The organism is Mycobacterium scrofulaceum, assembly GCF_001667885.1.
GTDB lineage: Bacteria > Actinomycetota > Actinomycetes > Mycobacteriales > Mycobacteriaceae > Mycobacterium > Mycobacterium scrofulaceum_C.
The window spans coordinates 37,127-62,743 of the sequence record NZ_LZJW01000075.1 but is presented as its reverse complement, the minus strand read 5'-3'; the positions used below and the strand labels follow the sequence as shown (position 1 = coordinate 62,743).

At 65.6% G+C, this 25,617-nt stretch carries 24 protein-coding genes; 16 read left to right on the top strand and 8 right to left on the bottom strand.

Annotated elements, in window-relative coordinates:
• Positions 1–6 precede the first annotated feature (6 nt).
• The 8 genes from A5681_RS10705 (at position 7) to A5681_RS10670 (ending at position 7,756) form a co-directional block, all read left to right on the top strand.
• Positions 7–696: a TetR/AcrR family transcriptional regulator gene (locus A5681_RS10705; RefSeq protein WP_067273423.1), complete on the top strand. Its 690-nt coding sequence runs from the start codon at positions 7–9 to the stop codon at positions 694–696.
• A 145-nt stretch (positions 697–841) separates the two neighbouring features.
• Positions 842–2,113 (top strand): amidohydrolase family protein, encoded by a 1,272-nt coding sequence (locus A5681_RS10700; protein ID WP_067273422.1) that lies wholly within the window; start codon positions 842–844, stop codon positions 2,111–2,113.
• Positions 2,076–3,218, top strand: a complete 1,143-nt coding sequence (locus A5681_RS10695; protein WP_156737933.1) for an amidohydrolase family protein — start codon at positions 2,076–2,078, stop codon at positions 3,216–3,218. The genes A5681_RS10700 and A5681_RS10695 overlap by 38 nt, the downstream gene beginning before the upstream one ends.
• A gap of 11 nt (positions 3,219–3,229) precedes the next feature.
• Complete coding sequence (locus tag A5681_RS10690) at positions 3,230–4,255, top strand: acyl-CoA dehydrogenase family protein (protein WP_067273415.1); 1,026 nt, start codon at positions 3,230–3,232, stop codon at positions 4,253–4,255.
• Positions 4,252–5,454: an acyl-CoA dehydrogenase family protein gene (locus A5681_RS10685; protein ID WP_067273411.1), complete on the top strand. Its 1,203-nt coding sequence runs from the start codon at positions 4,252–4,254 to the stop codon at positions 5,452–5,454. The genes A5681_RS10690 and A5681_RS10685 overlap by 4 nt, the downstream gene beginning before the upstream one ends.
• Positions 5,426–6,673, top strand: coding sequence for a cytochrome P450 (locus tag A5681_RS10680; protein WP_082968304.1), 1,248 nt, complete (start codon positions 5,426–5,428; stop codon positions 6,671–6,673). Before A5681_RS10685 ends, A5681_RS10680 begins: the two co-directional genes overlap by 29 nt.
• Entirely contained in the window at positions 6,670–6,861 is a 192-nt protein-coding gene (locus A5681_RS10675; protein WP_067273407.1) for a ferredoxin, read from the top strand. The genes A5681_RS10680 and A5681_RS10675 overlap by 4 nt, the downstream gene beginning before the upstream one ends.
• Positions 6,854–7,756, top strand: coding sequence for an NAD(P)-dependent oxidoreductase (locus A5681_RS10670; RefSeq protein ID WP_082968303.1), 903 nt, complete (start codon positions 6,854–6,856; stop codon positions 7,754–7,756). Before A5681_RS10675 ends, A5681_RS10670 begins: the two co-directional genes overlap by 8 nt.
• A gap of 184 nt (positions 7,757–7,940) precedes the next feature.
• On the opposite strand, the gene A5681_RS10665 is transcribed toward A5681_RS10670, so the two are convergent.
• The 3 genes from A5681_RS10665 to A5681_RS10655 all read right to left on the bottom strand — a co-directional run bounded on the left by A5681_RS10665 (position 7,941) and on the right by A5681_RS10655 (position 11,285).
• Complete coding sequence (locus A5681_RS10665) at positions 7,941–9,380, bottom strand: aromatic ring-hydroxylating oxygenase subunit alpha (protein ID WP_082968302.1); 1,440 nt, start codon at positions 9,378–9,380, stop codon at positions 7,941–7,943.
• 19 nt (positions 9,381–9,399) lie between these two features.
• Positions 9,400–10,311: an SDR family NAD(P)-dependent oxidoreductase gene (locus A5681_RS10660; RefSeq protein WP_231996282.1), complete on the bottom strand. Its 912-nt coding sequence runs from the start codon at positions 10,309–10,311 to the stop codon at positions 9,400–9,402.
• 77 nt (positions 10,312–10,388) lie between these two features.
• Positions 10,389–11,285 carry an enoyl-CoA hydratase/isomerase family protein gene (locus A5681_RS10655; RefSeq protein ID WP_067273404.1) on the bottom strand — a complete coding sequence of 299 codons (897 nt, stop codon included), beginning with the start codon at positions 11,283–11,285 and terminating at the stop codon, positions 10,389–10,391.
• Positions 11,286–11,361: 76 nt separating this feature from the next.
• Between A5681_RS10655 and A5681_RS10650 the strand changes: the two genes are divergently transcribed.
• Genes A5681_RS10650 through A5681_RS10620 form a run of 7 tightly spaced genes read left to right on the top strand, consistent with a single transcriptional unit; the run spans position 11,362 to position 18,875 of the window.
• On the top strand, positions 11,362–11,793 hold the full coding sequence (locus A5681_RS10650) for an SRPBCC family protein (protein ID WP_067273402.1): 432 nt from the start codon (positions 11,362–11,364) through the stop codon (positions 11,791–11,793).
• A 42-nt stretch (positions 11,794–11,835) separates the two neighbouring features.
• Positions 11,836–13,146, top strand: a complete 1,311-nt coding sequence (locus A5681_RS10645; RefSeq protein ID WP_082968301.1) for an amidohydrolase family protein — start codon at positions 11,836–11,838, stop codon at positions 13,144–13,146.
• Positions 13,143–14,336 carry an acyl-CoA dehydrogenase family protein gene (locus A5681_RS10640; RefSeq protein WP_067273393.1) on the top strand — a complete coding sequence of 398 codons (1,194 nt, stop codon included), beginning with the start codon at positions 13,143–13,145 and terminating at the stop codon, positions 14,334–14,336. The genes A5681_RS10645 and A5681_RS10640 overlap by 4 nt, the downstream gene beginning before the upstream one ends.
• Positions 14,326–15,411: an acyl-CoA dehydrogenase family protein gene (locus A5681_RS10635; RefSeq protein WP_067273390.1), complete on the top strand. Its 1,086-nt coding sequence runs from the start codon at positions 14,326–14,328 to the stop codon at positions 15,409–15,411. Before A5681_RS10640 ends, A5681_RS10635 begins: the two co-directional genes overlap by 11 nt.
• A gap of 38 nt (positions 15,412–15,449) precedes the next feature.
• The gene (locus A5681_RS10630) at positions 15,450–17,540 is read left to right on the top strand and encodes a CoA transferase (RefSeq protein WP_231996281.1); all 2,091 of its coding nucleotides are present in this window, start codon (positions 15,450–15,452) and stop codon (positions 17,538–17,540) included.
• Positions 17,530–17,760 carry a hypothetical protein gene (locus tag A5681_RS10625; protein ID WP_067273386.1) on the top strand — a complete coding sequence of 77 codons (231 nt, stop codon included), beginning with the start codon at positions 17,530–17,532 and terminating at the stop codon, positions 17,758–17,760. Before A5681_RS10630 ends, A5681_RS10625 begins: the two co-directional genes overlap by 11 nt.
• Positions 17,757–18,875 carry a thiolase family protein gene (locus A5681_RS10620; protein WP_067273377.1) on the top strand — a complete coding sequence of 373 codons (1,119 nt, stop codon included), beginning with the start codon at positions 17,757–17,759 and terminating at the stop codon, positions 18,873–18,875. The genes A5681_RS10625 and A5681_RS10620 overlap by 4 nt, the downstream gene beginning before the upstream one ends.
• Positions 18,876–18,883: 8 nt before the next feature.
• On the opposite strand, the gene A5681_RS10615 is transcribed toward A5681_RS10620, so the two are convergent.
• Positions 18,884–19,438, bottom strand: coding sequence for a TetR/AcrR family transcriptional regulator (locus A5681_RS10615; protein WP_067273374.1), 555 nt, complete (start codon positions 19,436–19,438; stop codon positions 18,884–18,886).
• Between the two features lie 184 nt (positions 19,439–19,622).
• Here A5681_RS10615 and A5681_RS10610 point away from each other — a divergent pair, with 184 nt between their 5' ends.
• Positions 19,623–20,837, top strand: a complete 1,215-nt coding sequence (locus A5681_RS10610) for a cytochrome P450 (RefSeq protein ID WP_067273371.1) — start codon at positions 19,623–19,625, stop codon at positions 20,835–20,837.
• Between the two features lie 18 nt (positions 20,838–20,855).
• On the opposite strand, the gene A5681_RS10605 is transcribed toward A5681_RS10610, so the two are convergent.
• The 4 genes from A5681_RS10605 to A5681_RS10590 all read right to left on the bottom strand — a co-directional run bounded on the left by A5681_RS10605 (position 20,856) and on the right by A5681_RS10590 (position 25,541).
• Entirely contained in the window at positions 20,856–22,145 is a 1,290-nt protein-coding gene (locus tag A5681_RS10605; protein WP_231996280.1) for a phosphotransferase family protein, read from the bottom strand.
• Positions 22,146–22,209: 64 nt separating this feature from the next.
• A complete protein-coding gene (locus A5681_RS10600; protein WP_055404272.1) occupies positions 22,210–23,067 on the bottom strand; it encodes a mycofactocin-coupled SDR family oxidoreductase in 858 nt (285 codons plus the stop codon).
• A 39-nt stretch (positions 23,068–23,106) separates the two neighbouring features.
• Positions 23,107–24,327: a CaiB/BaiF CoA transferase family protein gene (locus tag A5681_RS10595; protein ID WP_067273365.1), complete on the bottom strand. Its 1,221-nt coding sequence runs from the start codon at positions 24,325–24,327 to the stop codon at positions 23,107–23,109.
• A gap of 11 nt (positions 24,328–24,338) precedes the next feature.
• The gene (locus A5681_RS10590) at positions 24,339–25,541 is read right to left on the bottom strand and encodes a cytochrome P450 (RefSeq protein WP_231996279.1); all 1,203 of its coding nucleotides are present in this window, start codon (positions 25,539–25,541) and stop codon (positions 24,339–24,341) included.
• Positions 25,542–25,617: the final 76 nt, after the last annotated feature.

The following is a 25,617-nucleotide window of genomic DNA, read 5'->3' as shown; positions in this document are numbered from 1 at the left end:
TGGTGTGTGAGCAAATCGGGCACCGACGTATCGGCCTGGTTGACGTCGGCGCCACGGCCGGAGTCGCGCTGGCGGGTGCGCTCGACGGAGCGGGCGACCGAGGACGTGCGCAAACGGGCTCAGGCGCGCAGCGACCGGTTCCTGCACATCGCGCTGGAATTGCTCAGCGAGGGAGGCGCGGAAAATCTCTCCGTCCGAAAGGTCGTCGAACGATCCGGCATGTCACTGCGGTCTTTCTACCAATCGTTCAGCGGTACCGACGACCTTTTCCTGGCCATCTACGAAGAAGCCACGCTCGGCGGCCTTGAGCGGCAGCTGGCCGCGGTCGCCGAAGCGGGCACTGACCCGCTGGATCGCCTTCGGGCCTTCATGCAAGCCGAGTGGTTGGCGTCCGATCCGGCCCCGCCACTGTTGCAGCGCTCGTTGGTCAGCTTTCATCAGCGGCTCAGCGAAACCCGTCCGGCCGAGCTTTCGGCCTTGCTGCAGCCCCAGCACCGAGCGCTGACCGAGCTACTTGCCGCCTGCCGTGGCGCCGGCATGTCCAGTCCGCCGCTAGATGATTCGACGATCGCGTCGATCTTGCTGCACACGACGATGGAGATGTTGCAGGCGCGCGTGCTCGGCTTCTACGTGGGCGAGAACGTCGCGTTCGACCAGTTCTGGACGTTCTTGGAAACCGCCTTTACCCGGCCCTGATCGGGGCGCGAAAGGCGCGCACCCGGTCAAGATCTGCACCGGGTAGCGCAAGCATTGCCTGAGGCTGCGGGGTCGGCTAGCCTCGCATGAGAACGGTGTTCTTCTATAGCGGATACACCGAATCGGACTGCGAGGAGAGTTTGCGGTGAATCTTGACGACATGATCTTGGTGAGCATCGATGACCACGTGATCGAACCGCCGGATATGTTCAAAGGTCATGTCCCCCAGAAGTGGGCGGACCAGGCGCCAAAGGTCGAGCGCAGCCCGGAGGGTATTGATCGCTGGGTATTTCAGGGCATCGAGACCTCGACGCCGTTCGGCATGTGCGCGGTGGTCACGTGGCCCAAAGAGGAATGGGGCTTCAACCCCGGCGTGTTCTCCGAGATTCGGCCCGCCTGCTACGACGTCAACCTGCGGGTGCGCGATATGGACGCCGGGGGCGTCCTCGCTTCGATGAACTTCCCGACGATGGCGGGGTTCAACGCGCGTACGTTCTGCGAGGCGGAGGACAAGGACCTCGCGCTGATCATGTTGAAGGCCTACAACGACTGGCACGTCGACGAGTGGTGCGGATCGCATCCGGGCCGGTTCATCCCGATCGGCATTGTGCCGATGTGGGATCCAGAATTGTGTGCGGCCGAGGTGCGGCGTCTGGCCGACAAAGGCTGCAAGGCCATCAGCTTCCTCGAGGCACCGCACGCGTTCGGCTTCCCCAGCTTTCACAGCGAGCACTGGGACCCGATGCTGACCGCGATGTCGGAGACGGGCAGCGTGCTGTGCATGCACATCGGGGCCAGTGGCGGCCTGATCACGCTGGCGCCTGACGCTCCGATCGACCATCACATCATCCTGCCCACCCAGCTCACGCTGATGGCCTTGCAGGACCTCATGTTCGGCCGCACCTTGCGCAGATTCCCGGACCTGCGTATCGCCCTTTCCGAGGGTGGCATCGGTTGGATCCCCTACTACCTCGAGCGGGCCGACCGACACGCTAAGAATCAACTCTGGATCGGTCAGGACTGGTCGGATCGCATGCCCAGCAAGATATTTCGGGACCAGGTCCTGGCTTGCTTCATCACCGACCCGGCCGGCGTTAAGCTGCGCAACGAGATCGGCATCGACAATTTGGCGTGGGAGTGCGACTATCCGCACACCGACTCGACGTGGCCTAACGGCCCAGAGCAGTTATTTGGCGAGTTCACGGCTGCCGGTGCAACCGACGAGGAAATCAATAAGATCACTCACGAAAATAGCTGTCGTTTCTTTGATTTCGACCCGTTCAAGCACACCGCAAAGAAAGACGCGACGGTGGGTGCGCTACGCGCCAGGGCCACCGACGTCGACCTGTCGACGGTGAGCAAGGCCGAGTACCGGGCCCGTGCCGAGGCGGCCGGCCGGGAGACGGTGCAGGTCTGATATGACGAATACCGTCGATCTGCCCAAGATCTCGGCCGATGCGCACGTCGACGAGCCGCACGACCTCTGGTACGAGCGCCTCAGCGTGGACCTGCGCGATCACGCCCCGCGCCGCATCCTGGCCGATGATGCCGGCGGGTGGAGCCTGGTCGTCAACGGCAGCCCCATCGGTTGGAACGAACTGTCGGCAGAAGAGGCAGCGGTCAAGGAGGCCGAGCGCGTGGCGGCCGCCTCGCCCGACGTGCGGCTCGACATGATGCGCACCGACCGCATCAACGCCGAAATCGTCTTTCCCACCATCGGGCTATACGCGTGGGACATCGCCAATCCCCTTGCCGGGCAGTCGGTATGCCAGGTCTACAACGATTGGATTCGCGAGCAGATCGGGGGACACGACCGGATCAAACTTGCGATGATGATCCCCACCTGGGATGCCGACATGGCCATCGCCGAGGTCGAGCGGGTGGCTGCCGATCCGTCGGTGGGTGGACTGCTGTTGCCGCTGGTTGGCAAGCCGGAGTGGAACTCCAAAGAGTGGGAACCGCTGTGGGGCGTGATCGCGTCGACGGGCCGGCCGGCCGTCATGCATCAGGGCAGCGGCCACGACATGATCTTTTATCGAGGGTGGGGGAGCGGCACGGCGAATCTTCTTGCTACGCAATCGATGGCGCCGCGCGCAGCCGCCTTGTTGAGCTGCAGCGGCATCCTGGAACGGCATCCAGACCTGCACGCCGTCTTCGTCGAGTGCAACGGCGGCTGGATCTCGTGGGCAATGCAGACGCTGGACTACTATTACCAGGCGCACGACGAGATCGGCTGGACCAAACCGAAACTTGCCGAACTGCCCAGTCATTACATCCGGCATCAGATCCACTCGACCTTTCAGGACGATCCCGTCGCCATTACGAACCTCGCGGATACCGGTGCCGAATGCCTGTTGTGGGGCAACGACTATCCCCACCCCGAGAGCACATACCCAGAGTCGGAGAAGATCCTCGACAGACTCTTCGACGGCGTCGACATCGACAGTGCGCGGGCCATCGTCGGCGGAAACGCACGCAGGCTGTTTGGTTTTGACGAAAGCGTCCTGAAGGACGCCCCCTGAGTGGCCGTCGGATGAACGCAGAGTTCTCGCTTCGCCAACAGGATTACTCGCTCAGCGAGGAGCAGGCCGCACTGCGGGATTCTTTCCGGGCCTATTTCGAAAAGACCATCCCAACATCACGGGTTCGCTCGGCCGAACCGGTGGGGTTCGACGCGGCGCTGTGGGATGAGCTCCAGGAACGTGCCGTCGTTGAGATGGCGCTGCCCCAAGCGGTCGGTGGCGACGGGGCCGGCTTGGTCGAGCTGGCGCTCGTGCTCGAAGAGGCCGGCCGCCGTGCGGCGCCGGTACCCCTGGCCGAGGTGTTGGCGGCGGCTCGCGCGCTCGCCCGCATCGACCCGTCATCGCGGCTGCTGGCCGCCATGCGCGATCGTGGCGCGGTTGTCACCCTCGCCCCGGGCACCGCCGACCGTCGGCTGGCACCCGCCGGAGCGATCGCAGAGGCCGTGCTCGCGCCGCAGGGCGCCAACCTGACGCTGGTCACCAGCCCGCCGGCGCCGACCCAGCCCAACCTGGCGTGCGCTCCGCTGGGCTGGCGCGAGGTTGCCGGTGGCGCACGGGTGGGTTCGGCCGACGAGTGGGACCTAGCTGAACGGGAATGGCACGTTTTGACGGCGGCCGCGCTGGTCGGGCTGGGTCAGGCCGCCCTGGACCTCGGTGTGCAATATGCCAAAGAGCGCACGGCATTTGGCTCCCAGATCGGAGCGTTCCAAGCCATCGCTCATCCATTGGTCGACGCCGCCAACAGCGTGGGCGCGGCCCGGCGGCTACTGTGGCGCGCTGCCTGGTTCTGCGACCATGAACCCGAATCCGTTGGTGCCCTGGCCTTGTGCGCAGTGCTGGCCGCCGGCGACGCCGCCGAGCAAGCCGGGGCCACCGCCATCCACACCCAGGGCGGCTTCGGGTTCACGCTCGAATCCGACGTTCAGCTCTACTACCGTCGGGCCAAAGGCTGGGCGCTGGCCGTCGGCGACCGTCGCACCCATCTGCGACGCGTCGCGCGGTGGGCGCCGCACGCGTTGAAGGATGTTCTCGCGTGAATTTCGAAACCATCGACCTCGACGACGACACCCTCACGTTCTGGCGGGGGGCACGCGCCTTCTTCGGCGAACACGTCACCCCGGCGGTGCTGGAAGACGAACGGCTGCACGGCGGCGGATTCAACGAGAGCCTGCACCTGGCGATGGGGGCGCGCGGATGGGTCGCGACGCAATGGCCGACGTCTGAGGGAGGGGCGGGCCTGGACGCCTTGCGGGCGCGCATCGTCGCCACCGAATGGGCGCGCAGCGGTGCGCCCTACATCCTGGCCTCCACGACGTTGCTACCACCGATCGCCATCCGAATGTTCGGCTCGCCGGACATCCAGGCCGAGGTGCTGCCGCGGGTGGCTGACGGCACCGTTCGCATCTGTCTGGGTTACACCGAACCTGACTGCGGATCGGATTTGGCCGCGGTGCGCACCCGCGCAGAGCGGGATGGCGACGAATGGGTTATCAACGGACAGAAGATGTTCACCACGGGTGCCCAGTTCAGCCAATACTGCTTTCTCCTCACGCGCACCGACCCGTCGGCGCCCATGCACAAGGGCCTGACCGTTTTCCTTCTGCCCCTGGACACTTCGGGGGTGGAGATCCGGCCGATCGGCACACTTGGCGGCGAACGTACCAATTTCGTTTACTTGCAAGATGTTCGCGTCAACGACCGCTGGCGCCTGGGCAACGTCAACGCGGGTTGGACCGTGGTCGCCGCGCCGCTCAGCCAGGAACACGGCATCTCCGCCGACGGCAGTGACCCGACCATCGGAGGACCCTACCTGGCCGAGTGCGAGAAACTCCTCGCGGAGTTCGTTCATTGGGCCGCAACGCAACCGGATCCCGCAGGCAAATCCTTGCTCGACGACGCAGCAGTGGCCGAGCGCATCGGCGAAGCGCTCGTCAAGGTCGAGATGACGCGTTCGGCTTCGGGACCGGCGGCTCGCATCCTGTCCTCCGACGTGTTGGTGCAGACGGCGTCGGAGTTGATCGATCTCATCGGTCCGACAGCCCTTCTGGCGCGCGGAGCGGAGGGGAGTGCCGGCGACGGTGCATTTGAAGCGGGATTCCGATTCGCGCCGGGGACCGGCATTTATGGCGGATCCACCGACGTGGCACGAAACGTGATTGCCGAGCGATTCCTGGGGCTGCCCCGTAGTACACCGCGAAGGAACAAAGATGAGCGAAACGACAGCGCTGTCGGCTAGCCACGACGAACAGTCCGACGATGCCGTAACGGAGGGCATTGCCGCCGAGGCCTTCGGGGGTGACTTCGCAGCGATGCTGACTGTCCCCGAACCACAGGAAGTGTACGCAGGCATCGGATCGACGCCGATGATCGTGATCGACGGCAATCACATTGTCGGCGCTGCCAAGAGTGTCGACGCTCTGACCCGCAGCCACGATGTGCGCGGATCGGGGGCACTGGGCAATACGCAGAGCGCCGATCGCCCGCTGATTCCGCTGGACATCGACCGGCCCGAGCACACCAAATACCGCAAACTGCTTGACCCGATCTTTTCGGCGAAGGCGATCGCTCACTTGGAGACGGACGTAAGAACGCTCGCCGACGAGCTGATCGACAAGTTCATCGAACGCGGCCACGCTGACATCTACGATGAATTCTGCGCGATCCTGCCGTCCACAATTTTCCTGCGCCTCATGGGAATTCCGCTCTCCGAGCTGAACTACTTCCTGAAGAACAAGGACGATTTGCTGCGCGACATCGACGGGGAAACCGTCGCGCAACGCGAGGCCAGGTACAAGGCGGCGGGCAAACGGTGCTACGCGTACTTCAACCAAGTTCTCGACGAACGCGAAGCGAGCGGCGAACCCGGGGACGACATCCTCGGCCGCTTCATGACAGCCGAAGTCGACGGCCACTCACTGACCCGCGAGAACATTCTCGACATTTGCTTCCTGCTGATGATCGCCGGCCTGGATACCGTCGCGGCGTCGCTATCCTGCATCCTGTCCTGGCTCGCGCGCCATCCCGACGAGCGCCGCCAGGTAGTGGCGAACCCGGAAATGTGGCCCGACGCCATCGAAGAGTTGATGCGCTGGGAGACCCCGGTGCCGGTGGCATCGCGGACTCCAACCGTGGACATGCAGGTCGGCGAGACGACCGTGGTCGCAGGAACGCAGGTGACGGTGTTGTGGGCCGCCGCCAACCTGGATCCGGACAAGTTCAAAGATCCTCTCAAAGTGGACCTGACCCGTCGGCCCAATCCGCATTACTCGTTCGCAAGCGGTTTTCACCGTTGTCTGGGAAGCCATCTCGCCCGGATGGAGCTGCGGGCGGCACTCGACCAATTTCACAAGCGTATTCCCGATTACGAGATCAGGCCGGGCTCGTCGTTGCAATACGAAGCTCTTCCGGTGCGGCTGGCGCGGCCGCTGCCACTGAGTTGGGAGGTGCGTGGATGAGGCTGGAACTCGACAGCGGAGCTTGCCAGGGGCATGGCCGCTGCTACAGCCTCTCGCCCGCGTTGTTCGACGCCGACGCGGAGGGGCACAGCGTGCTGCTGGCGGCCGAGGTGCCAGTAGGAGAAGAGCCCTCCGCCACCGACGCCGTGCAGTCCTGTCCCGAGGAGGCCATCGCCCTCCATGACTGACCAAGCCGGCTCGACCGCGCGCCCCGACTCCGCGACGCCGACATCGTCGGATCGTCCGCGGATCCGAGCCGGATTCATCGGTCTCGGGGACCAGGGCAAGGGAATGGCGGATCGGCTCATAGCCTGCGGGGTGCCCACGACGTTGTGGGCACGCCGGGCGGAATCGCTTGAGCCCTATCGCGGTTCTGCGGCGTCGTTCGCGGAGACCCGGGCCGAGCTGGGGGCCAACAGCGACGTGGTCGGGATCTGTGTGGTCGACGATGCAGGGGTCAAAGACGTCGTCCTGGGCGAATCCGGGGTGCTCGCCGGCATGTCGCCTGGGTCCGTGCTGGCCATCCATTCGACAATCAGCCTGGAGGTCTGTCACCAGATTGCGCGGATCGCGGCGGAACGGGGTGTCGGGGTGATCGACGCTCCGGTCAGCGGGGGCGGCTTCGCGGCCGCCGAGGGCAAGCTCACCGTCCTCGTCGGCGGCGATGACGAAAACTACGATAAATGCCGCGCAGAGCTCGAAACCTTCGGCGGCAACGTGATTCACCTCGGGCCGCTCGGCAGCGGGTTGATCGCCAAACTCGTCAACAACACTCTGCACGCCGCACACTACGCCCTGGCGCGCGACGCGATGGTTGCCGGCACTCGGTTGGGCCTGGACGAGCAGGCTCTGGGCCGCGCTTTGTCGGTCAGCAGCGGCAACAGCTTTTCGCTGAACACCGCCGTCGCTCTCGGTGGTTTCGGGGTGTTGGCTCCAATGGTCGGACCCCTGCTGCGTAAAGACGTCGGAATCTTCGACCGGCTGACTGGCGAGCGCGATGCCCCCACCGGCTCGCTGATCGCAGTCGCCGACGAAGCGCTGAAACTTTTCCGATATCCGCGTGAGCCCGAAGCAGGTCTCTGACCGGTCATCAACGTGTTTCTGACGCAGCCCGATTCCGCAAGTTGGCGTTGCGCCCACCCCAGACTCCGCGTGGGTCGCCAATCAGCTGGTAAGTCAGGCTATCCTGAAACCGGCGGCTTCACGGTCCCGGTGTTGCTGTTGTCGCATGGATGCGGCTGGAGGCCGCCGCCGATGGCGATAACCTCTATCGCTTATCCGATTTCGACGCGGAGGAACCGCCCTCCTGAGCGCGATGATCCGCATCGTCGCGGTCCGAACCGAACAGAAACCTGTCGGCGATCGCATGCTCGTTGCGAATGGACATCTCCTGGGCGGTGTTGAGCCAGAGTCCGTCGAACCCGGCCGAGTGCATGCCCGCGTGGATGGCGCCGATGTTCCTCAGGTCCTGTGAGGGCAGCTCGCCCCAGCCGTCGTGGTCCTGCCACCGCTCGAACACCTGCCACTGCGTCTCGGGCACCTCGCCGGGCGCAAAATGCTCCAGAGAGAACATCTCGAACGTGCACCGATTCGGGTCTTCGGCGTCGGGCAACATGCGGTATCCCAGCAGGCAGGACTTCTCGACCAGGATCACCATGGTTGGAAACAAATGCCAGTCACCGTTCCCGGCGAAGTATTGCTCCATCGACATCGTCGGGAAGTCAACACCTTCGGCGCGGGCGAGTTCCTCGCACATTTGGTGGTACAGAACAAATGGTGGGACGTCTCCGGGCTCCATCGCGGCCAGCTTTTGCGCGGCCCGGTAGTCACGCTCGGTGACCAGCGACCCGACCTCGAGGTATTGGTACTTCATCGAATTCGCGAACACCTCTGGTCGCGCCGCCTGCTCCTGGCGACCCTTGTCGCGGCCGGCATGCTCTGGACGCTGCGTGTAGACGAACCGCGAGTGGTTCTTATAGGTGATGGTCGGGGTGTAGGGAGCGTAGACGTATTCTTGCGGCGCTGCGGGCTCCGCAGACGGCCGCGGGCCCTGCGCCGATCGCATCGTTTGCGGATGGGTCCCGGCCGTGTGATAGCCCTCGATGAAAGCGTCGATGACGGTCTTGTAGTTCGCCGGCAGGAACGTGCGCTTGCGCCAGCGGTAGCGCATGTCCTGCAACCGAAATGGAGCCAGCGCGGTCGGCAGCGGGTCCAGCCACTCGAGCAGATCCGGCGGGTCCTCGGCCATGCTCACGAACACCCAGCCGCCCCACGTCCCGACGGCGACGGGACGCAGGCCCCACTGCTGGCGGGGGCGCGGTGCGAATTCGTCGCGACATGGGACGAAGGAGGACCGGCCGTCCAATTCATAACGCCAGCCATGGAATTCGCAGCGCAGCTCTTTACTGGCCGAGCAACCGCTGCCGCGGACGACCTTCATGCCGCGGTGGGCGCAGGTGTTGTGGAATGCCTTGATGCTGCCGTCCTTTTGGCGCACCACGGCGATAGACTGCCGACCGATCGTGTACTCGTAGAAGCAGCCGGCGTCCGGTACTTCCTCTTCGCGACACGCGGGCTGCCACACCCGGGTGAACAATCGCTCCAGCTCCAGGTGCAGGAATTCCGGGTCGATGTACCGGCTCTTGGGCACGAAAGTCTCGCCGCAGGCGAACTTTGGTGGCACCCGCTCGGTGGCAAGCTCGGTCATTGTCGCACTTTTCGTCGGCTCAGCTGGACGGTGGCTTATCAAAGATGTTGGGATACAGCACCGCTTCCTTGAACGACGTCTCCATCTCGGCGAATGCGGTCGGGATGTCCCACGTCCCCGACGCCGACACGATCTCGCGTTCGACGACCGGATTGGACATCAGGCTGATCCGCCCGTTCCCGGCGAAGATCACGCGCCGGTTGAGCCAGTCGGACTGCTCGCTGGCCAGATACACGACCGGGGGCACGCAATTCTTCGGCGAAAGGCGAACGTTCGAGTCCGAGTAGTCCATGCTGCCGCCGCCCTTGATGCCCTGCGTCATCCGGGTTCCCGCGATCGGCGCAACGGCGTTGCAGCGCACCCCGTAGTTGCGCAGCGCGTTGGCGCACGAGAAGGTCAGGCCGACGATGCCCATCTTGGCCGCGGCGTAGTTCGGCTGGCTCGGCGCGCCCTGCAAGCCCGACATGGACGTGAAGGTGATCAGCCGGTACTGCCCGCCGCGGTTCTCCCGCCACCAGGCCGCCGCGTGCCGCGTGACGTTGAACGTCCCTTTGAGGTGCACCGACACCACCGCGTCCCAGTCCTGCTCGCTCATCTTGAAGACCATGCCGTCCCGAAGGATCCCCGCGGCGTTCACCACGACGTCCAAGCCGCCGAGCGTCTCGGCGGCACGGCCGATGAGATCCGCGCATGCGGCGAAGTCGGTGATGTCGGTGGTATCGGCGAATGCCTTGCCGCCACGGCTCGTTATCGCCGCCGCGACGCTTTCGGCCGGACCGGAATCGTGTCCGGTCCCGTCGACGCCGACGCCCGCGTCGGAGACCAGGACCGTCGCGCCCTCGGCGGCTAAGCCCTCGGCCACCGCGGCGCCGATTCCCCGCCCGGCCCCCGTCACCAACGCGGTCCGTCCGTCCAACACACCCATCGTCATCCAACTCCTCGTGGCCTTGCGTTAGAAACGAGCATACAGAACATACAGACAATATCTGTATAGCTGTTTAGTAGGGCCTACTCGAACCCCCACTCGGCATAGCGGCGCTCCAACTCGGCCATCGCCTCCCGGCCGCCGCGGGCGCCGCGTTCCTTCATGAAGTTGAACTCGTCGTCGCGCCACGTGAGGTTGCTAAAGACCGTGTGGCCCATCGGCACCCAGTCTCCAAACTGCGCCATCCCGACGGCGTGCCAGAACGCGATCAGAGCGTGCTTTCCCACCATCAGACCGTCGGCCGAGTGGTGAGCGATGGCGCGGGCATACCGCAATGCCTCGTCGCGGAGCCGCTCGGCAGGCACCACCGACGTGGTTACCCCCCACTCGTGTAGTTCGTTCGCGGTGACCTTGCGGCCGGTGATCATCGCCTCATAGCCGCGGTTTGGTCCCAGCTTGAGCAGCGCGAGCGGCATGGCCGTGGAAAAGCCCGCGAACCCGATGCGTGCCTGAGGGCGGGCAAGGTACATGTCGTCGGAGACGACCAGAATGTCGGCGGCGAGGGCCAGATTCATCCCGGCGCCAAGAGTGGCACCCTGACATCCGGCGATCACCGTCTTCGGAAACTCCAGCCAATTCGTCAGGTGCCGGTGCAGCCGTCGGGCGTTGCCCAGGCGCGCGGTCTGCGGCAATCGCCCGCCCTTGCGCAGTCCCGCTTCTTCCACCGGGAGCCGGCGCACGTCGTCGCCGCTACAGAAGTCCTTGCCCTCTGCCAGTAGCATGACGACCTTGACTTCGTCGTCGTCTTCGGCGCGGTCCAGCCGCTCCTTGAAGAGTTGATGCATTCCGGGCGACAGGATTGCGTTGCGCCGTTCGGGCCGATTGATGGTGATCTGCGCGATGTGCGGTTCGACGACCTCGTAGCGGACCCAGTCTTCATCGACCTCGAATTGGCCTCCCGTAGTGGCGTCGGTGCCCATCCGCCCTCCTTCGCGCGTCGGCGATACATAAGTACACTAGTCGATCAACTGTCACATCTGGTGATACGGTCAGCGAATGCCAACATTCACGGTCACCAAGCGGCTCGCCGCGCCACCGGACGCGGTGTGGGCAGTTCTTGCCGACTTCGGCAACGTCGACTGGATCCCCGGGCCCAGCGATGTCAGGGTCGAGGGCGAAGGGCCCGGTATGCGGCGGTTCATCGCCGCGAGCACTGAGAAGCCGGTCATTGAGACCCTCATCTGGATTAAGCCCGACAAGCGTGCGCTGTCGTATGAGATCGCCAACAATCCGATGCCGGTCAGCCGCTTCGTGGCGGTGAACACCGTCTCCGAGAACGCGGATGCCGCCGGGGAATCCATCGTGGTCTGGGACATCGACTACGAACCCATTGGCGATGATGCCGCTGCGCGCGATGCAATGGAGTCCGTCTACGGCTTGATGGCGGGCTGGGTTCAGGATTTCGCCCTAGCCCGCGAACCCAGATAGAACACTTAGACAGAAAATGTCTAATGGTTTAGGATTCTTCAAGTGATTGATCCTCTCGATCTGGTACTGATCAGCGTCGACGACCACACCGTGGAGCCGCCCGACATGTTTGTCGGCCGAGTGCCCAGTCGCTTTGCCGAGGACGCGCCGCGCATCGTCGAGGACGCCGACGGCGTCTGTTTTTGGGTGTACGACGGCCTGCAGCTGCCGAACATCGGGCTCAACGCGGTCGCGGGCCGGCCCAACGACGAATGGGGATTCGAGCCGTCACGATTCAGCGACATGAGGTCAGGGTGCTACGACGTCGACGCACGGGTGAGCGACATGGACGCCTCCGGTGTGCTTGCGTCGCTGTGCTTTCCGTCGTTCCCGACCATCTCGGGCGCGCTGTTCACCTACCGCGGCGACCGCGACGTGTCCGAGGCGATGGTGCGCGCCTACAACGACTGGCACATCGAGGACTGGTGCGGCCGGCATCCCGACCGGTTCATCCCGATGGGCATCCTGCCGTTGTGGGACGCGAGCCTGGCCGCGGCCGAGGTACGGCGCCTGGCGGGGCGGGGCTGTCGCGCGGTGACGGCTCCACAGCACATCGGGAGCTACGGGCAGCCGCCCTGGCAAGATCCGCACTGGGATCCGCTGTGGGAGGCGATCTGCACAGAGAACACGGTCGTGAACATCCACATCGGCACGGGCGGCGGCTTGCCCGTGCCGTCGGACCTGACCACCTATCTGGCCTATAACTCGATGCTGCCGATCGACACCCAACGCTTCGTGGCCGACCTGTTGTTCTCACCCATCGTTCGGAAGTTCCCGTCTATTAAGTTCTCGCTGTCGGAAGGCGGCATCGGATGGATCCCGTTCCTGCTGGAGCGATTCGAGGACATCTACTCGCGCCAGCGGGCCTGGACGGGAGACGATTTGGGTGACGGGCTGAGCCCCAGCGACGTGTATCGCCGTAACTTCATGTCATGCTTCATCCGCGACCGGGTCGGCATCGAGATGCGGGAGCGCATCGGAGTGGAGACCATCTGCTGGGAGATGGACTACCCGCATTCGGACAGCAGCTGGCCGGACGCGCCCGAGCAGCTCGCCGCCCAGTTGGAGGGCTGCACACCCGACGAGGTCGAGGCGATCACCTGGCGTAATGCGGCGCGTGCCTTTGGCTACACCGGTGTCGAGCGACGGGGCAGGGAACACTGCACCGTCGCGGCGCTGCGGGAAAGAATCGCCGGACTGGATCTGTCGGCGCCGAAGGTGGACGCCGGCCGCGCGCCCAGGGCGGGCGCTACCGCGATCACCTACGGAGACATGAAGGTACGGATGGCCTCGATCCTTCGCGGTGGGGCGTGACCGAATCGGATTACGGGGTTGTCCTCACCGAGGCCGATCGCCGGTTCCGCGACGAGGTTCGCGCCTTCCTGGCGTCGGCACTGACGGAGGACGTCCGCGGTTCCGGGCACGACGAGGGCGACCGACTTGGTCGAATGCGGCTGTGGCAGAGCCGGCTTCACGACGCCGGCCTGGCGGCGATTTCCTGGCCCGTGCAATTCGGCGGCCGCGGCGCCACGCCGGTGCAGCAGCTCATCTTCAATGCCGAGATGGCCGCCGCGCACGCACCCGAGCCCATCAACCGCAGCGCCATCAACCAGCTTGGCCCCACCATCATTCAATGGGGTACCGACGAGCAACGCCGACGCTATCTGCCGAAAATCCTCTCGGGCGAGGAAGTGTGGTGCCAGGGCTTCAGCGAGCCGGACGCCGGAAGCGATCTCGCGGCCCTGAAGACCAGGGCCGAACTGTGCGACGACGAGGTGATCATCGACGGCCAGAAAATCTGGACGTCCAAGGCCCAGTACGCCGACTGGATCTACATCCTGGCGCGCACCGATCCTGCAGCGGACAAACACCGCGGGATCAGTTACATCCTTGTGCCCCTGAACACGAGCGGCATCGAAGTGCGCCCGATCCGCCAGATCACCGGACAGGCCGAGTTCAACGAGGTGTTCTTCGATTCGGTACGGGTGCCGCTCGCCAACGTGCTCGGGCCGCTGCACGGCGGTTGGCAGGTGGCCAAGTCCACACTGGGCTATGAGCGCGTCGGGCAGAGCCGCACCCACCGCATCGAACGGCGGTTGGGAATCCTGGTGCGGATGGCACAAGAGCAAGGGGCGCTGGAGCGCGGGGGCCGAGACGACGGCTACGTGGCCGATCGGATCGTGGGGTTCGCCGCGCGAGTAGAGGCGTTGCGTCAAATTGCGGCGCAGGCAACGGCCGCCGGCGTCCGTGGTGTCAGTCCCGGGCCCGAAGCGTCGGTGGCCAAGCTGCTGACCTCGGAGGTCGACCAGGCGATGGCCGATTTCGGCTTGGACCTCGCCGGACCGGCCGGAACGCTGGAACGAGGCTCGGTGGGGGCGGCGAAGAACGGCAACGTCGCAACGAGCTATCTCCTGATGCGGGCCGCAACATTCGGCGCGGGGACATCGGAGGTCCAGCGCAACGTCATCGCCGAGAAGCTGTTGGGGTTGCCCCGTGACCCCTGACGGCCTGTCGTCGTTGAGCGACATCGCCCAGAGCGCAGAAGAACTCGGCAGACTGCGCGCGTCGGCCGATGACATCCTGCGAAAGGCATGGTCACCTCGGGCGTTTCGGGCTCTACTCGACGGCCCGGGTGCCGTATTCGACCCGAAGCTGTGGCAGACCATGACCGAAGCGGGTTGGGTCGATGTCTTGGTGAGCGAGACCGCTGGCGGGGGAGGCGGTGGCCTTCGCGAACTCTGTGTCCTGGCCGAGGCCGCCGGCGCTGCGTCAGCACCCGTTCCGCTCGCCGCGGCGGCGGTGGCCGGATGGTGCGAAGACCGCTGCGCCGACGGCGCCAGCCTGTTGCTGCTCGAGCGCGCTGAACATGCCGCGACGGGCGTCTCGGGGGTATGGCCGCTCGTGCCGTACGGCGCGGTCGCGACCAGGCTGCTGGTCTGCGCGGGCACGGGTGACGCCACGGTTCTGGGCACGGTAGAACCCACCGCGCCGGGCGTGCTCTGCGAACCGCTGACCCCGCTCGACCACAACCCAGCGGCGCGAATCACATTGAACAACACGCCCATTCAGGTCATCGAGTCGGGCCAGTGCGCCGGACGTCGCCACGGCGAGGCTGCTCTGCGGAGCTGCGTTGCGCAGGTGGCCGAACTGGTCGGCATCGCATCGGCCGCCAATGACGCCGCAACCGAGTACGCGAAGCTGCGCGTCGCCTTCGGCCGCCCGATCGGCGCCTTCCAGGCGATCAAACACCGCCTGGTCGACCAGCGATGCGCGATCGAGATCGGGCGGGCGCTGGTCAATCGGGCCGCCGACGCCTGCCAACACGGGCATCCCGAGGCCCCCGCACTGGGCTCCCTCGCCGCCTATTGGGGCATCGACGCGCTGCGTGCCGTCCCCGAGGGCGCCACCCAGGTGTTCGGCGGAATTGCCCACACGTGGGAACACGACGCGCACATTTACCTGCGCCGCGCGGCGAGCGCGGCGGCGAACCTGGGGGCCCGCGCCTATCACCGAGACGTGGCCACGCGGTGGTTGACCGCGCGTTACCCGGCGACCGAGACCCGGGAGAGTGTGACGTGAGCCGAAGGGGCGATACGCCTTTCCTAAGGGGTGTGCGGGTGCTTCAACTCGGCGACGGGATCGCCGGTTCGGCCGCCGCGGCGCTGCTGGCCAGCCTCGGTGCGGAAGCGACGAAGGTGGTTGGTGCCGACGCACCTCATCGGGCGGGACCCGTGATCGGGACCCCGGACGGACCGGTTGCGGCCGTGGACCTCATTCTTGATCGCGGCAAGCGGATCGTCCAACCACCCACGGACCTCTCAGCATTGGTCGACGAACACGACATCGTGATCGTCGACCAGGGCCGTGCCGTCACGCCCCCGATTGCAGAGAACGCGGTCGTCGTTACGGTCAGCCCGTTCGGCCTCGACGGGCCCCGGTCGTCGCAGCCCGGCGGCGAGCTCGTCGCCCAGGCCGCCGGCGGTCTGCTCGCCACCATCGAGGGGTCCGACGGAAGGCCCGTACCGGCGCCGGGCTATGTCGCGCTGAAGGCGGCTGGCGCGGTCACGGCCCTGGCCGCACTGCACGGCCTCGATCGGCGCAACGAGAGCGACGGCTCGGTGCTCGTCGACGTTTCGGTGCAGGAGGCCGTCGCGTTCACCGCTGCCCTCCCGGAATGCGCCCACGTGCTGTACGGGTGCCCCGGACGGGCGGGCAGCGGGCGTTATCTCGCGCCGTCGGGACTGTTTCCGTGTCGCGACGGGATGGTCCGCATCACCGCGGTCGAGAACCATCAGTGGCGGGGATTGCTTGCCGCGCTTGATCATCCGGACTGGGCCACTGGTCTTGACGAACGCCAGGCCCGCATCGACCACGCCGATCTGATCAACCGACACGTAACAGCATGGGCGGCAACGCGCGACAAAGAGGCGTGTGCGGCACTGCTTCAGGCCAACGGCGTGCCATCCACACCGGTGAACGCAGCCCAAGAAATTCTGACCTCACCACAGTTCGTGTTCCGCGACGCGGTGTCTGCAACACAGCTCGGCGAGGTCGCCCTGTGCCTGCTCGAACCGCCGTGGCTCACCCACGGCGGGGGAGGGGCGGATCGCCGCCGTACCGGCCGCCTGAGCGATCTGCGGGTCGCCGAGCTGACCCATGTCCTGGCCGGCCCCATCGTCGGCGCGCTGCTCGGCGCCATGGGCGCCCGGGTTTTGCGCCTCGAAGACCCCGAGCGCCTTGACATCTATCGGCGTACCGGGCCCTTCGCCGGGGGACGGGCAGGTGTCGAACGCGGTGCGTATTTCGCGGTCGCCAATCATTCCAAGCAAAGCCTGCTGATCGACCCGGCCCGTGCGGTGGACGACGTCGCCGCGGCGCTGTCCGACGCGGACGTCCTCATCGAAAACATCGGCAGTGCTCGGCTCGCCAGACTCAACGTGGAGCCCCCCGCAGTGGCTGGCTCGGGCAGGCTCGCCGTCCGCGTCTCCGGCTTCGGATCGGAAGGACCCATGGCCGGCTATCGCGTCTACGCCAACAACGTTCAGGCTTACGGGGGGCTGGCGGGGCTGACGACGAGCGCGGACGGGTCACCCGCGCGGCTCGGCACCGTGATCGCCGACCCGCTGTCCTCCGTGGTGGCCGCCGCGGTGATCGCCGCGTGGGCCGTCGGGCCGGCGCGTGATACTGGCGCCGTCATCGATCTCTCGATGGCTGAGGTCGTCGCGTTCTCCGTGGCCGAGTTCGTCGCCGCAGCCGCTCCGGGTAGCTCTGACATCAGCGATTCCGCGCATCGCGGCGTCTATCTCGCCGCCGACGGCCGTTGGGTCGCCGTTGAAATCGCGGAGCCCGGTGAGTGGAAAAGCCTTGCAGAAATCACTGCAGTATCACATGATTCGTGGCATCCCACGATGGTCGAGAAGCTGGCGGACCTGATTGCCACCGCCCCGGCTGACGATGTTGCGGCGCGTCTGAGCGCATTGGGGTTGCGCGCCGCAGCGGTCCAACGGGCCGAGGACCTGGTTTCAGATCCGCATCTGGCGATCCGCGGATTCTTCCCCGAGATCGCTCACCCAGACCCGGACATCGATACCGCCCGCCTAGTCGGGTTGCCATGGCGATTCGCCGGACAAGGACCCGTCCCGCTCATGCCGCCGCCGGCCCTGGGCAACGCCAACGCGCGCGAAGGAGGCATGACCAATGTCCGCTGATCGCCCCGCGACCGTGTGGGCGTCGACCTTCGTTCCCGGGAAGTCACCGATCCCCGGGTACGGTCAGGACGGCTACAGCGTCGCCTGGGTCGACACCTCCGACGGGCGGCTGCAAGTGTTGGTATCTGGGCCTCGTCCGGCCCCCGGCACCGTCGGCCGGATCGTCGAAAACACGTTGGAGGACAACATCATCGTTCTGTTTGAGGCGCAATCAGAATGACAGGGACGTACGTCGCCGGTATCGGCGTCACACCGTTCGGTAAACACGCCGACACCGCGCTGGCGACGCTCGGCCTCAAGGCCGCCGAGGCGGCACTCGCCGATGCGCGTATCGGCTATGACGCTGTGGGCGAAGTGTTTACGTCTTCCTCGATGGCGCCGCCCCAAACCGGCCTCAAAGTGGCACTTCGTTTGGGCCGCACCGGGGTTCCGGTGACCGCCATCGAGAGCGCCTCGGCGGGCGGCATGGTTGCCTTGCGGCACGCAGTGTGGGCGGTAGCCTCCGGTCGCTGTGACACCGCGCTGGCGATCGGCTACGAGAAGACCACGGCGCTGGAACCCGGCGGCGTGGTGCCGGCGGCGGTCGACTTCTGGGACCGCTTCCCGCCGCAGATCCACTACGCGATCGAGGCGAACCGGTGGCTGTATGAGACGGGTTGCGGTGCAGAAGTGTTCGGAGCCGTCGCGGCCAAGTCGTACAACCAGGCGCGGCACAATCCACTGGCGGCGCGGCGCAACGACGACGAGGTGACGGTGGAGCAGGTCATGGCGGCCCGAATGGTCGCCGAGCCGCTCACCAAAATGATGTGTCACGCGTCGGTCGATGGCGGTGCGGCGATCGTCGTGACCGCCGGGCAGCGCCCCCGGTCCGTGGCGATCAACGCAATCGAGCAGACCAGCTGGCCGCGAGACCAGACCTGGCCACTGGCCGGTCCGTGTGTCGGCCCACCGTCACAGATCACGCTGACCGCTCGTCGTGCGTTCGAGGAGGCGCGGGCGGCGACGCACGACATCGGAGTGGTCTCACTGCATGACATGTGCGCGAGCGAGGAGGTCACCGCGCTGATCGCGCTCGGCCTCGTCGACGTCAAGGACGTGGCCGAACTCGTCCAGTCGGGCGGGTTGGGATCCAGAGGCAGGCTGCCGACCAACACCGACGGCGGCTGCCTTGCCCGCGGGCACGCGTTCGGTGCGACGGGACTGGCCCAGGTCGCCGAGGTGGTGAGTCAGCTTCGCGGAGAGGCGGATTCGAGGCAGGCCGCGGATCCCCGCGTCGGTCTGGCGCAGGCGATGGGCGGCGGTGGGTCCTGCGTGGTGGCCGTACTGGGTCGGTGATTCGGCCCTCAGCCGGGGTCTTCGTAAGACCGGCCGAGAAAGCGTTCGACGAGGGCGCGTTCGTCGGCGGGGTCCCTCACCGGCCACCACCACAGCGCCAGGAACGCCCGGATAAGCCATTGGGCGGCAAGTGGATCCGCGTTGTCGGATCCGAGCATGTCATAGGCCAGTGCGGTGACAGCGGGGGAGTTCGTGAGCCACTCGCTGCGCGGCATCGTCGGTGCGGTCTGCATGAGCTGAGCCAACGGATCAGAGCGCAGGCGTTGCAAAGCCAGGATGGTGGCCGTCACCACTCGTTCGCGGCCGGTCAGGTCTTTGATGGCCTCGCGCACGGTATCGACGATGCGGCTTGCCTGGAGGGCAACCACCGCGTCCCTGATGGCCGCCTTTCCGCCGGCGTGCCGGTAAATCGTCGCCGGTGAGCAGTGGACCGTTTCGGCGAGGCTCTCGATGGTGAACTCGTCGTATCCGACGCGCGAGATGAGATCGGCGGCGGCCGCATATATCCGTTCGGCGGCTGCGCTGCGGCGATCCCGGCCCACGAGCCAGTCGTTCTGTGCCATGCAAGCCTCCCCGTACAGCCAACAAAAACTTCCCTCAGGCTGAGAATTATCAGCAACAATTCTCAGGCTAACGCGCTGGTCCTCCTGCGCAAGGGGTTTGGGGCGCACGGACGGCGCGACGGGAGGCTTATCAACCTTTCCTCGCGCTATTGACCGCGCCGACGGTCACATTCAGCCTGGGTCTATGGCGGTCTTGAGCGACCCGGTCGATTTCTTCGGTGCCGAGGCTCTGCAGGATCCGTATCCGATGTATGACCGGATGCGCGCGACGGCTCCGGTGCATCGCATCGCCGATTCCGACTTCTATGCCGTGTGTGGCTGGGACGCGGTGATCGAGGCCGTGAGTCGGGTCGAGGACTTTTCGTCCAATCTCACGGCAACCATGATTTTCCGCGAGGACCGCAGCATCGCAGCGCTGCCGATGATGGAGGCGGGAAGCCCCAGCCACGCCCTGGCCACGGCCGATGATCCGGCGCACGCGCTGCACCGCAAGATCTTGCTCCCACACCTATCCGCGCGCAGGGTGCGGATCATCGAGGAATTCGCCGCTGAGACCGCCGAGCGCCTGTGGGAGGAGAACCTGCGCCACGGACGCATCGAGTGGATGAGCGCGGTGGCGAACCGGCTCCCGATGATGGTGGTCGCCAAATTGCTGGGCCTGCCCCACGCCGATGTCGACAAGCTGATCCGGCTGGGTTACGCCACCACCACCCTGCTCGACGGGATTGTCACCGAGGCGCAGCTCGCGGAGGCCGGGGCTGCGGCGTTCGAACTGGCCGAGTACGTCATGGAGCATTTCGAGAAGGCCGATACCGTGGACAAATCCGGACTGATACCGGACATGGCCGCTCGCTACGCCTCCGGCGAGGTGGACCAGGCCGTGGCGATGAGCATCATGCTCACGCTGTTCAGCGCCGCCGGCGAGTCGACCGCCTCGTTGTTGGGCAGCGCGGCATGGATTCTCACTGACCGCCCCGAGGTCCAACAGCGGCTCCGCGAAAGCCCGGAATTACTGGGCAGTTTCATCGAAGAGACACTGCGCTACGAGCCGCCGTTTCGTGGCCACTACCGCCATGTGTGGCGCGACACCACCCTCGGCGGGGTGGAGGTGCCAGGGAATGCGCATCTGATTCTTTTATGGGGGGCGGCCAACCGCGATCCCGAGCACTTCGAGTCGCCCGACGAATTCCGTCTCGACCGCAGCAACGCGAAAGGGCATGTGACGTTCGGCAAGGGCGTGCACTTCTGCGTCGGGGCGGCCCTGGCCCGGTTGGAGGCTCAGATCGTGTTCAAGATGCTTTTGGACCGCACCACCTGGATCGACGCGTGTGACGTCGGAGATTGGCTGCCCAGCATCCTGGTTCGCCGTCGGAAGCGTCTGGAGCTGGCCGCCCGGTAGCGGCCTACGACGCGGACGTCAGCGGCCGAGTAACCGCGCCAGGGGTGTCAGCGGGTGCACGCCGCCGGCGCGGTTGAGAACCGGTTCCAGTAAACGCATTTGCCGCATGATGCGGCGGTGGAACAGCCGAATGAGCTCGGTGTCCATATTGTCGGGTGCCTGCAGCACGAATGCCTCCAGCGCCGCATCGCCCGCACGCCAGTCGGCGTATCGGGAGCCGAGCAGGCGTTCGACGTCGTCGAGGTTTTCGGATTCGATCGCGGGACCGTGCCGGCAGACGCCGGAAACGTAGCGCGCGGTTTGCGCGGTTTGATGCCGGCGAAAGCGGTCAATCTCGGTCTCGGTGGGTGATTCCTCGATAATGGGTGCCAACGCGTCGACAAGGCCGCTCTGGCGGACATCTGTCGCCTGCGGGAGTCGGTAATCGTCGAGGGTGACGCCCTCGACCGCGGCCATGGCTTCGACTGCGTTGAGCGAGCATTGCTGAAACCACTCCTCATATTGAAGCAAGTCGCTCATCGGAAAAGGGTTGTGCAAGACCATCACCAACGAGAGAGGCGTGGTGAGCGAGAACTGCGCCGTGTGGAACTCGACCACCGGCAGGTCCAGTTCCACGCCGGAAACCTCTTCATAGCGCCGGAACGCGCGCTCGAGGTCGCCGAAGGGCTCGGAGATGTCGCGCAGGCGCAGACCTGCGAGGTCATGGGCAGTGTCGCCGAGGTAGGCTAGTTCGACGTCGAGCAGTCCGGTCACACGACCGTCGGCGAACATGAACTGTCCCGGATCGCCGAGGACGAAGCGCGGGTCGAACCGGTGCGCGGGAACGTGGCGGCGGATCCAGCCGATGCCGAATTCCAGAAACGGCTCGGGGCGCTTTTTGGTAGACCGATACCTCGCGACGGACGCTTCGAAACTCGACAACGCATGCTGCTGAGGGCTTTCGGGCAATTTAAGCCCGGCGGTGGAGAACTCACCCGGATCCAGCCGATGGATCCGCGCAAGGATTTCCATGTATTCATCGATGACAGAGTCGCGTTCTGCTGCACTCGGCGAGGTCGACAGATTGGTGGCGCCGGGCAGGCGATCCATCACGATGGCCGGTGGTGCGTCAATCCGACCGTGAATGTGTGGGACTGGAATCCCTTGCTTCTCCAAGGCTTCAAGGACGTCCGCTTCTCGGTGGGTGGATAACGAGAACTCCATGCCCTCGCGGTTGCCACGCACATACAGCGGCATGATCGTGCCGTCGCGTTCGACGTCGGCGAACCAGGCCGGACGCCAACGTGGTTGGCGCTCGAAGGCCCGCACGGGCCCCACGTGACTCTCGAGCCAGCTTCGTACCGCCTCATCGGGTGTCATGTCGTCGGGGAGGTCAGAAACCCATTTTCAGCGCGGCACCGGCGTCGATGAACATCTGCAGTCCGGTGACGTATCGCGATTCGTCAGAGGCGAGGTAGACCACGGCGTGCGAGATGTCCTCGGGCTGCACCCAGGGGACCGGCATCGCCTGGAGCATCGGGTAGATCACGAAGGCATCGTCGTGTGTCGGAGCCTCCAGGTCGGGCCGGAAGGTCTTGTACATCATCGGGTTATTCATCATCGCGGTGTTCACGTTCGTCGGGTGCACGGCATTGACGCGTATCTCTCGCGCCGCCAGCGTCATCGCCATCGATTTGACCCAGTCGCGGACGAATTTTTTGGCCAGACCGTAGCCGAGCCCGCCGGGGCCCGCGTTGCCGCCGCCGTTGAACATGTCGTGTTGGGAGACCAGTCCGGCGATCGAGCCGGTGGCGATGATCGACGCACCGGTGTCCAGATGGTCGAACGCGGCGTTGACGGTGTTGACAACGCCGAGAAAGTTCACGTCGAGCACGTCGCGGAACGCCGGATACCCTTTGTGCTCTCCGTGCGGGCAGATGCCGGCGTTGGCGACGACGACGTGCAGCCCGCCCAGTTGGGCAACGCCGTCGTCGATCGCCTTCTTCAGGGCCGCCCGATCCCGCACATCGGCCACCGCGGTGACCACCCGCCGGCCGGCCTTCTCCACCAGCTTCGCCGTCTCGTCGAGGTCGCTCTTGCGTGCCATCGGATAGTCGTTGGTCGCGATGTCGTCGCAGATGTCAACGGCGATGATGTCGGCACCCTCGTCGGCGAGATGGACTGCGTGACTACGTCCTTGGCCGCGCGCAGCACCCGTGACGACCGCAACTTTGCCGCTGACTCGATTCATCTGCTTACTCCGTTGGTTGGAACTTAAGGGGGCCGTCGATCAGGCGATGGTCCCGCTGTCTTTGAGGGCGATGATGTCGTCCCAGTCCTTGCCCAGTTCGAGCAATAGCGCCTCGGTATGTTCGGCGAACTCCGGTGTCGGGCCGAGAGCAAACGGTGTCTGATCGAAAAGCACGGGGCTCGAGACTAACTCGAGGGCACCGCCGCTGCCTTGGATCGGCGCGATGACACCGTTTGCCCTCACCTGCTCGTCAGCCACAACATCCATCGTGTTCTGTACGGGCGCCCACTGCCCTTCGAAACCGGCCAGCGCTTTGCGCCAGTGCTCGAGGGTTTTGCTTCCGAGCACGTCGCGCAGGATCGCAGTTGCCTGCGCCGCGTTGCGGGTTAGCAGCTCATGGCTGGCAAAGCGTTCGTCGGTGGCAAGCCCGGGGAGTCCGACCCGCGAACAGAAGTCCGCCCAATAGCGGAAACCTTGCATCATCGACAATCCCATATACCGCCCGTCGCCGGTGCGGTAGAAGCCCACCAGCGGATTGTGCGGGGCGACGTTGGCGCCGGCGGGGTTTGCCTGCCACGGCTCTCCGGAGATCAGCGCGGCGTTGACCGCCACCCCCATCGCCCACACCCCCACTCCGAGGAGCGACACATCCACGACCCTGGCCTCACCGGTCCGATCACGGGCGAACAGCGCCGCCGCGATTCCGCCGGCAATTGTCATGCCGCCCAGAGAATCTCCGTACGCCGGGCCGGGTTGTGCGACAACGCCGCACATATCGGGCGGGGTGACGCTTGCCGCGCTACCGCCTCGGCTCCAGAAGCCGGTCATGTCGTAGCCACCGATGCCGGCCTCGTCGCCGAGCGTTCCGTATGCGCTGCCCCGCACATAGACGATGTCGGGATTCGCCGTCCGCAAGTCATCGACGTCGATCCGCAGTTTCGCACGGGCGTCGGGCAAGAAGTTGGTCAGGAACACGTCGCTTGTGCGCGCAATGTCCATCAGCAATTCATGGCCGGCCGGTGTCGAGATATCCAGGGCGATAGATCGTTTGCCGCGGTTCGCGTGCTCCATGACGGGGTTGCGGTCGCCGGCGATCTGCACGTTGCCGAGCTGACGTAGGCCCCGCTGGGCATCGCCGGTGCGCGGATGTTCGATTTTGAGTACGTCGGCGCCCCAGTCCGCCAGCACCGCGCCGGCGGCCGGAACGAACGTCCACTGGGCAACCTCGAGGACGCGTACGCCTGCCATGGGTCCGCTCATGGGCACGCCCCTCAGCGGTAGTCGAGCACAACAGGCAGGTGGTCGTGCGTGTGCACCAGCGTCGACACGCGGGGCACTCGGTCGCCGACCACGTGAATCCCTTTGGCGCGCCGCGCCACTTCCTCCAGCAGCAGACGAGCTTCGCGTCGAGCCAGGGCGGCGCCCATGCAGAAGTGTTCGCCGACCCCGAAGCCGAGGTGATTGGCGGCGTCCTGGCGGTGGATGTCGAATTGTTCGGCGGTCGGGCCCCAGTGCTCCTGATCGCGGTTCGCGGACGCATAGGCGAGCAGCACCCCGTCGCCGTCCTTGACCTCCGCACCGCGCAGACGGACGTCGCGGGCCGCCTGCCGGGCCATGCTCATCACCGGCGTCCAGTAACGCAGCACCTCCTCGACGGCGTTGCCGCTTAGGCCAGGATTGGCGAACAACACCGCCGATTGGTCGGGATGCGTGTCGAGGCAATCGGCGATTCCCGCGATCAGGCTCTGCGTGGTCTCACTGCCGGCGGCGAGCAAGGTGAGCGCGTAGATCATCACCTGCATGTCGTCGAAGGGCACCCCGTCAACGGTCACCTGGGAGAGCATCGTGAGCAGATCGTCCTGAGGATGCTCCTTGCGTTCGGCGACGAGGCCCATCAGATAGGGCCCGATGTGTTCGAAGATGAACGCGTAGTCCTCGTCGCTCGCGGCCCCACCACCGACGTTGGCGATCGTGGTCGCCCAGCCCGCGACCTTTGGCCAGTCTTCCTCGGGCACTCCCAGCAGGTAAGCGAACACATACACGGGGATGGGCTCGGCGACCCGTTGAATCCAGTCGAATTCACCGTTCGGCAGGTCGTCGAGCACATCGTTGACGACCTGGCGTACCCGGGCCTCCATCTTGGCGACCGCGGCCGGCGTGAACCGCACGCCGACAGCCTTGCGGTGCACTCGGTGCACCGGCGGATCCATGAACATGATGCCGCGGTTGCCATATCCCTGAGGGTCGCGGCCCTCCCGGTGCGCGATCAGATCCATCATGATCCCAATGCGCTCCGACTTGAACTTCTCGGGTCGAGCCGAGATACCCTTGATGTCTTCGTACTTGGTGATGACCCAGAACTGGCCCTCCTCGTACCAATGCACGGGATCGTGTTCGCGCAACTGCGCGAATGTGGCGTTCGGGTCGCCGAGGTAGAACGCCGGCTCGTCGAAGCGGGCCGCTGTGATCGTCACCATAAGACTGAACAATAGAACATCGATTGTTAATCTGCGAGTAGCCGTCCCGCCGAGCCCGGCTGCGGCGCGGCGT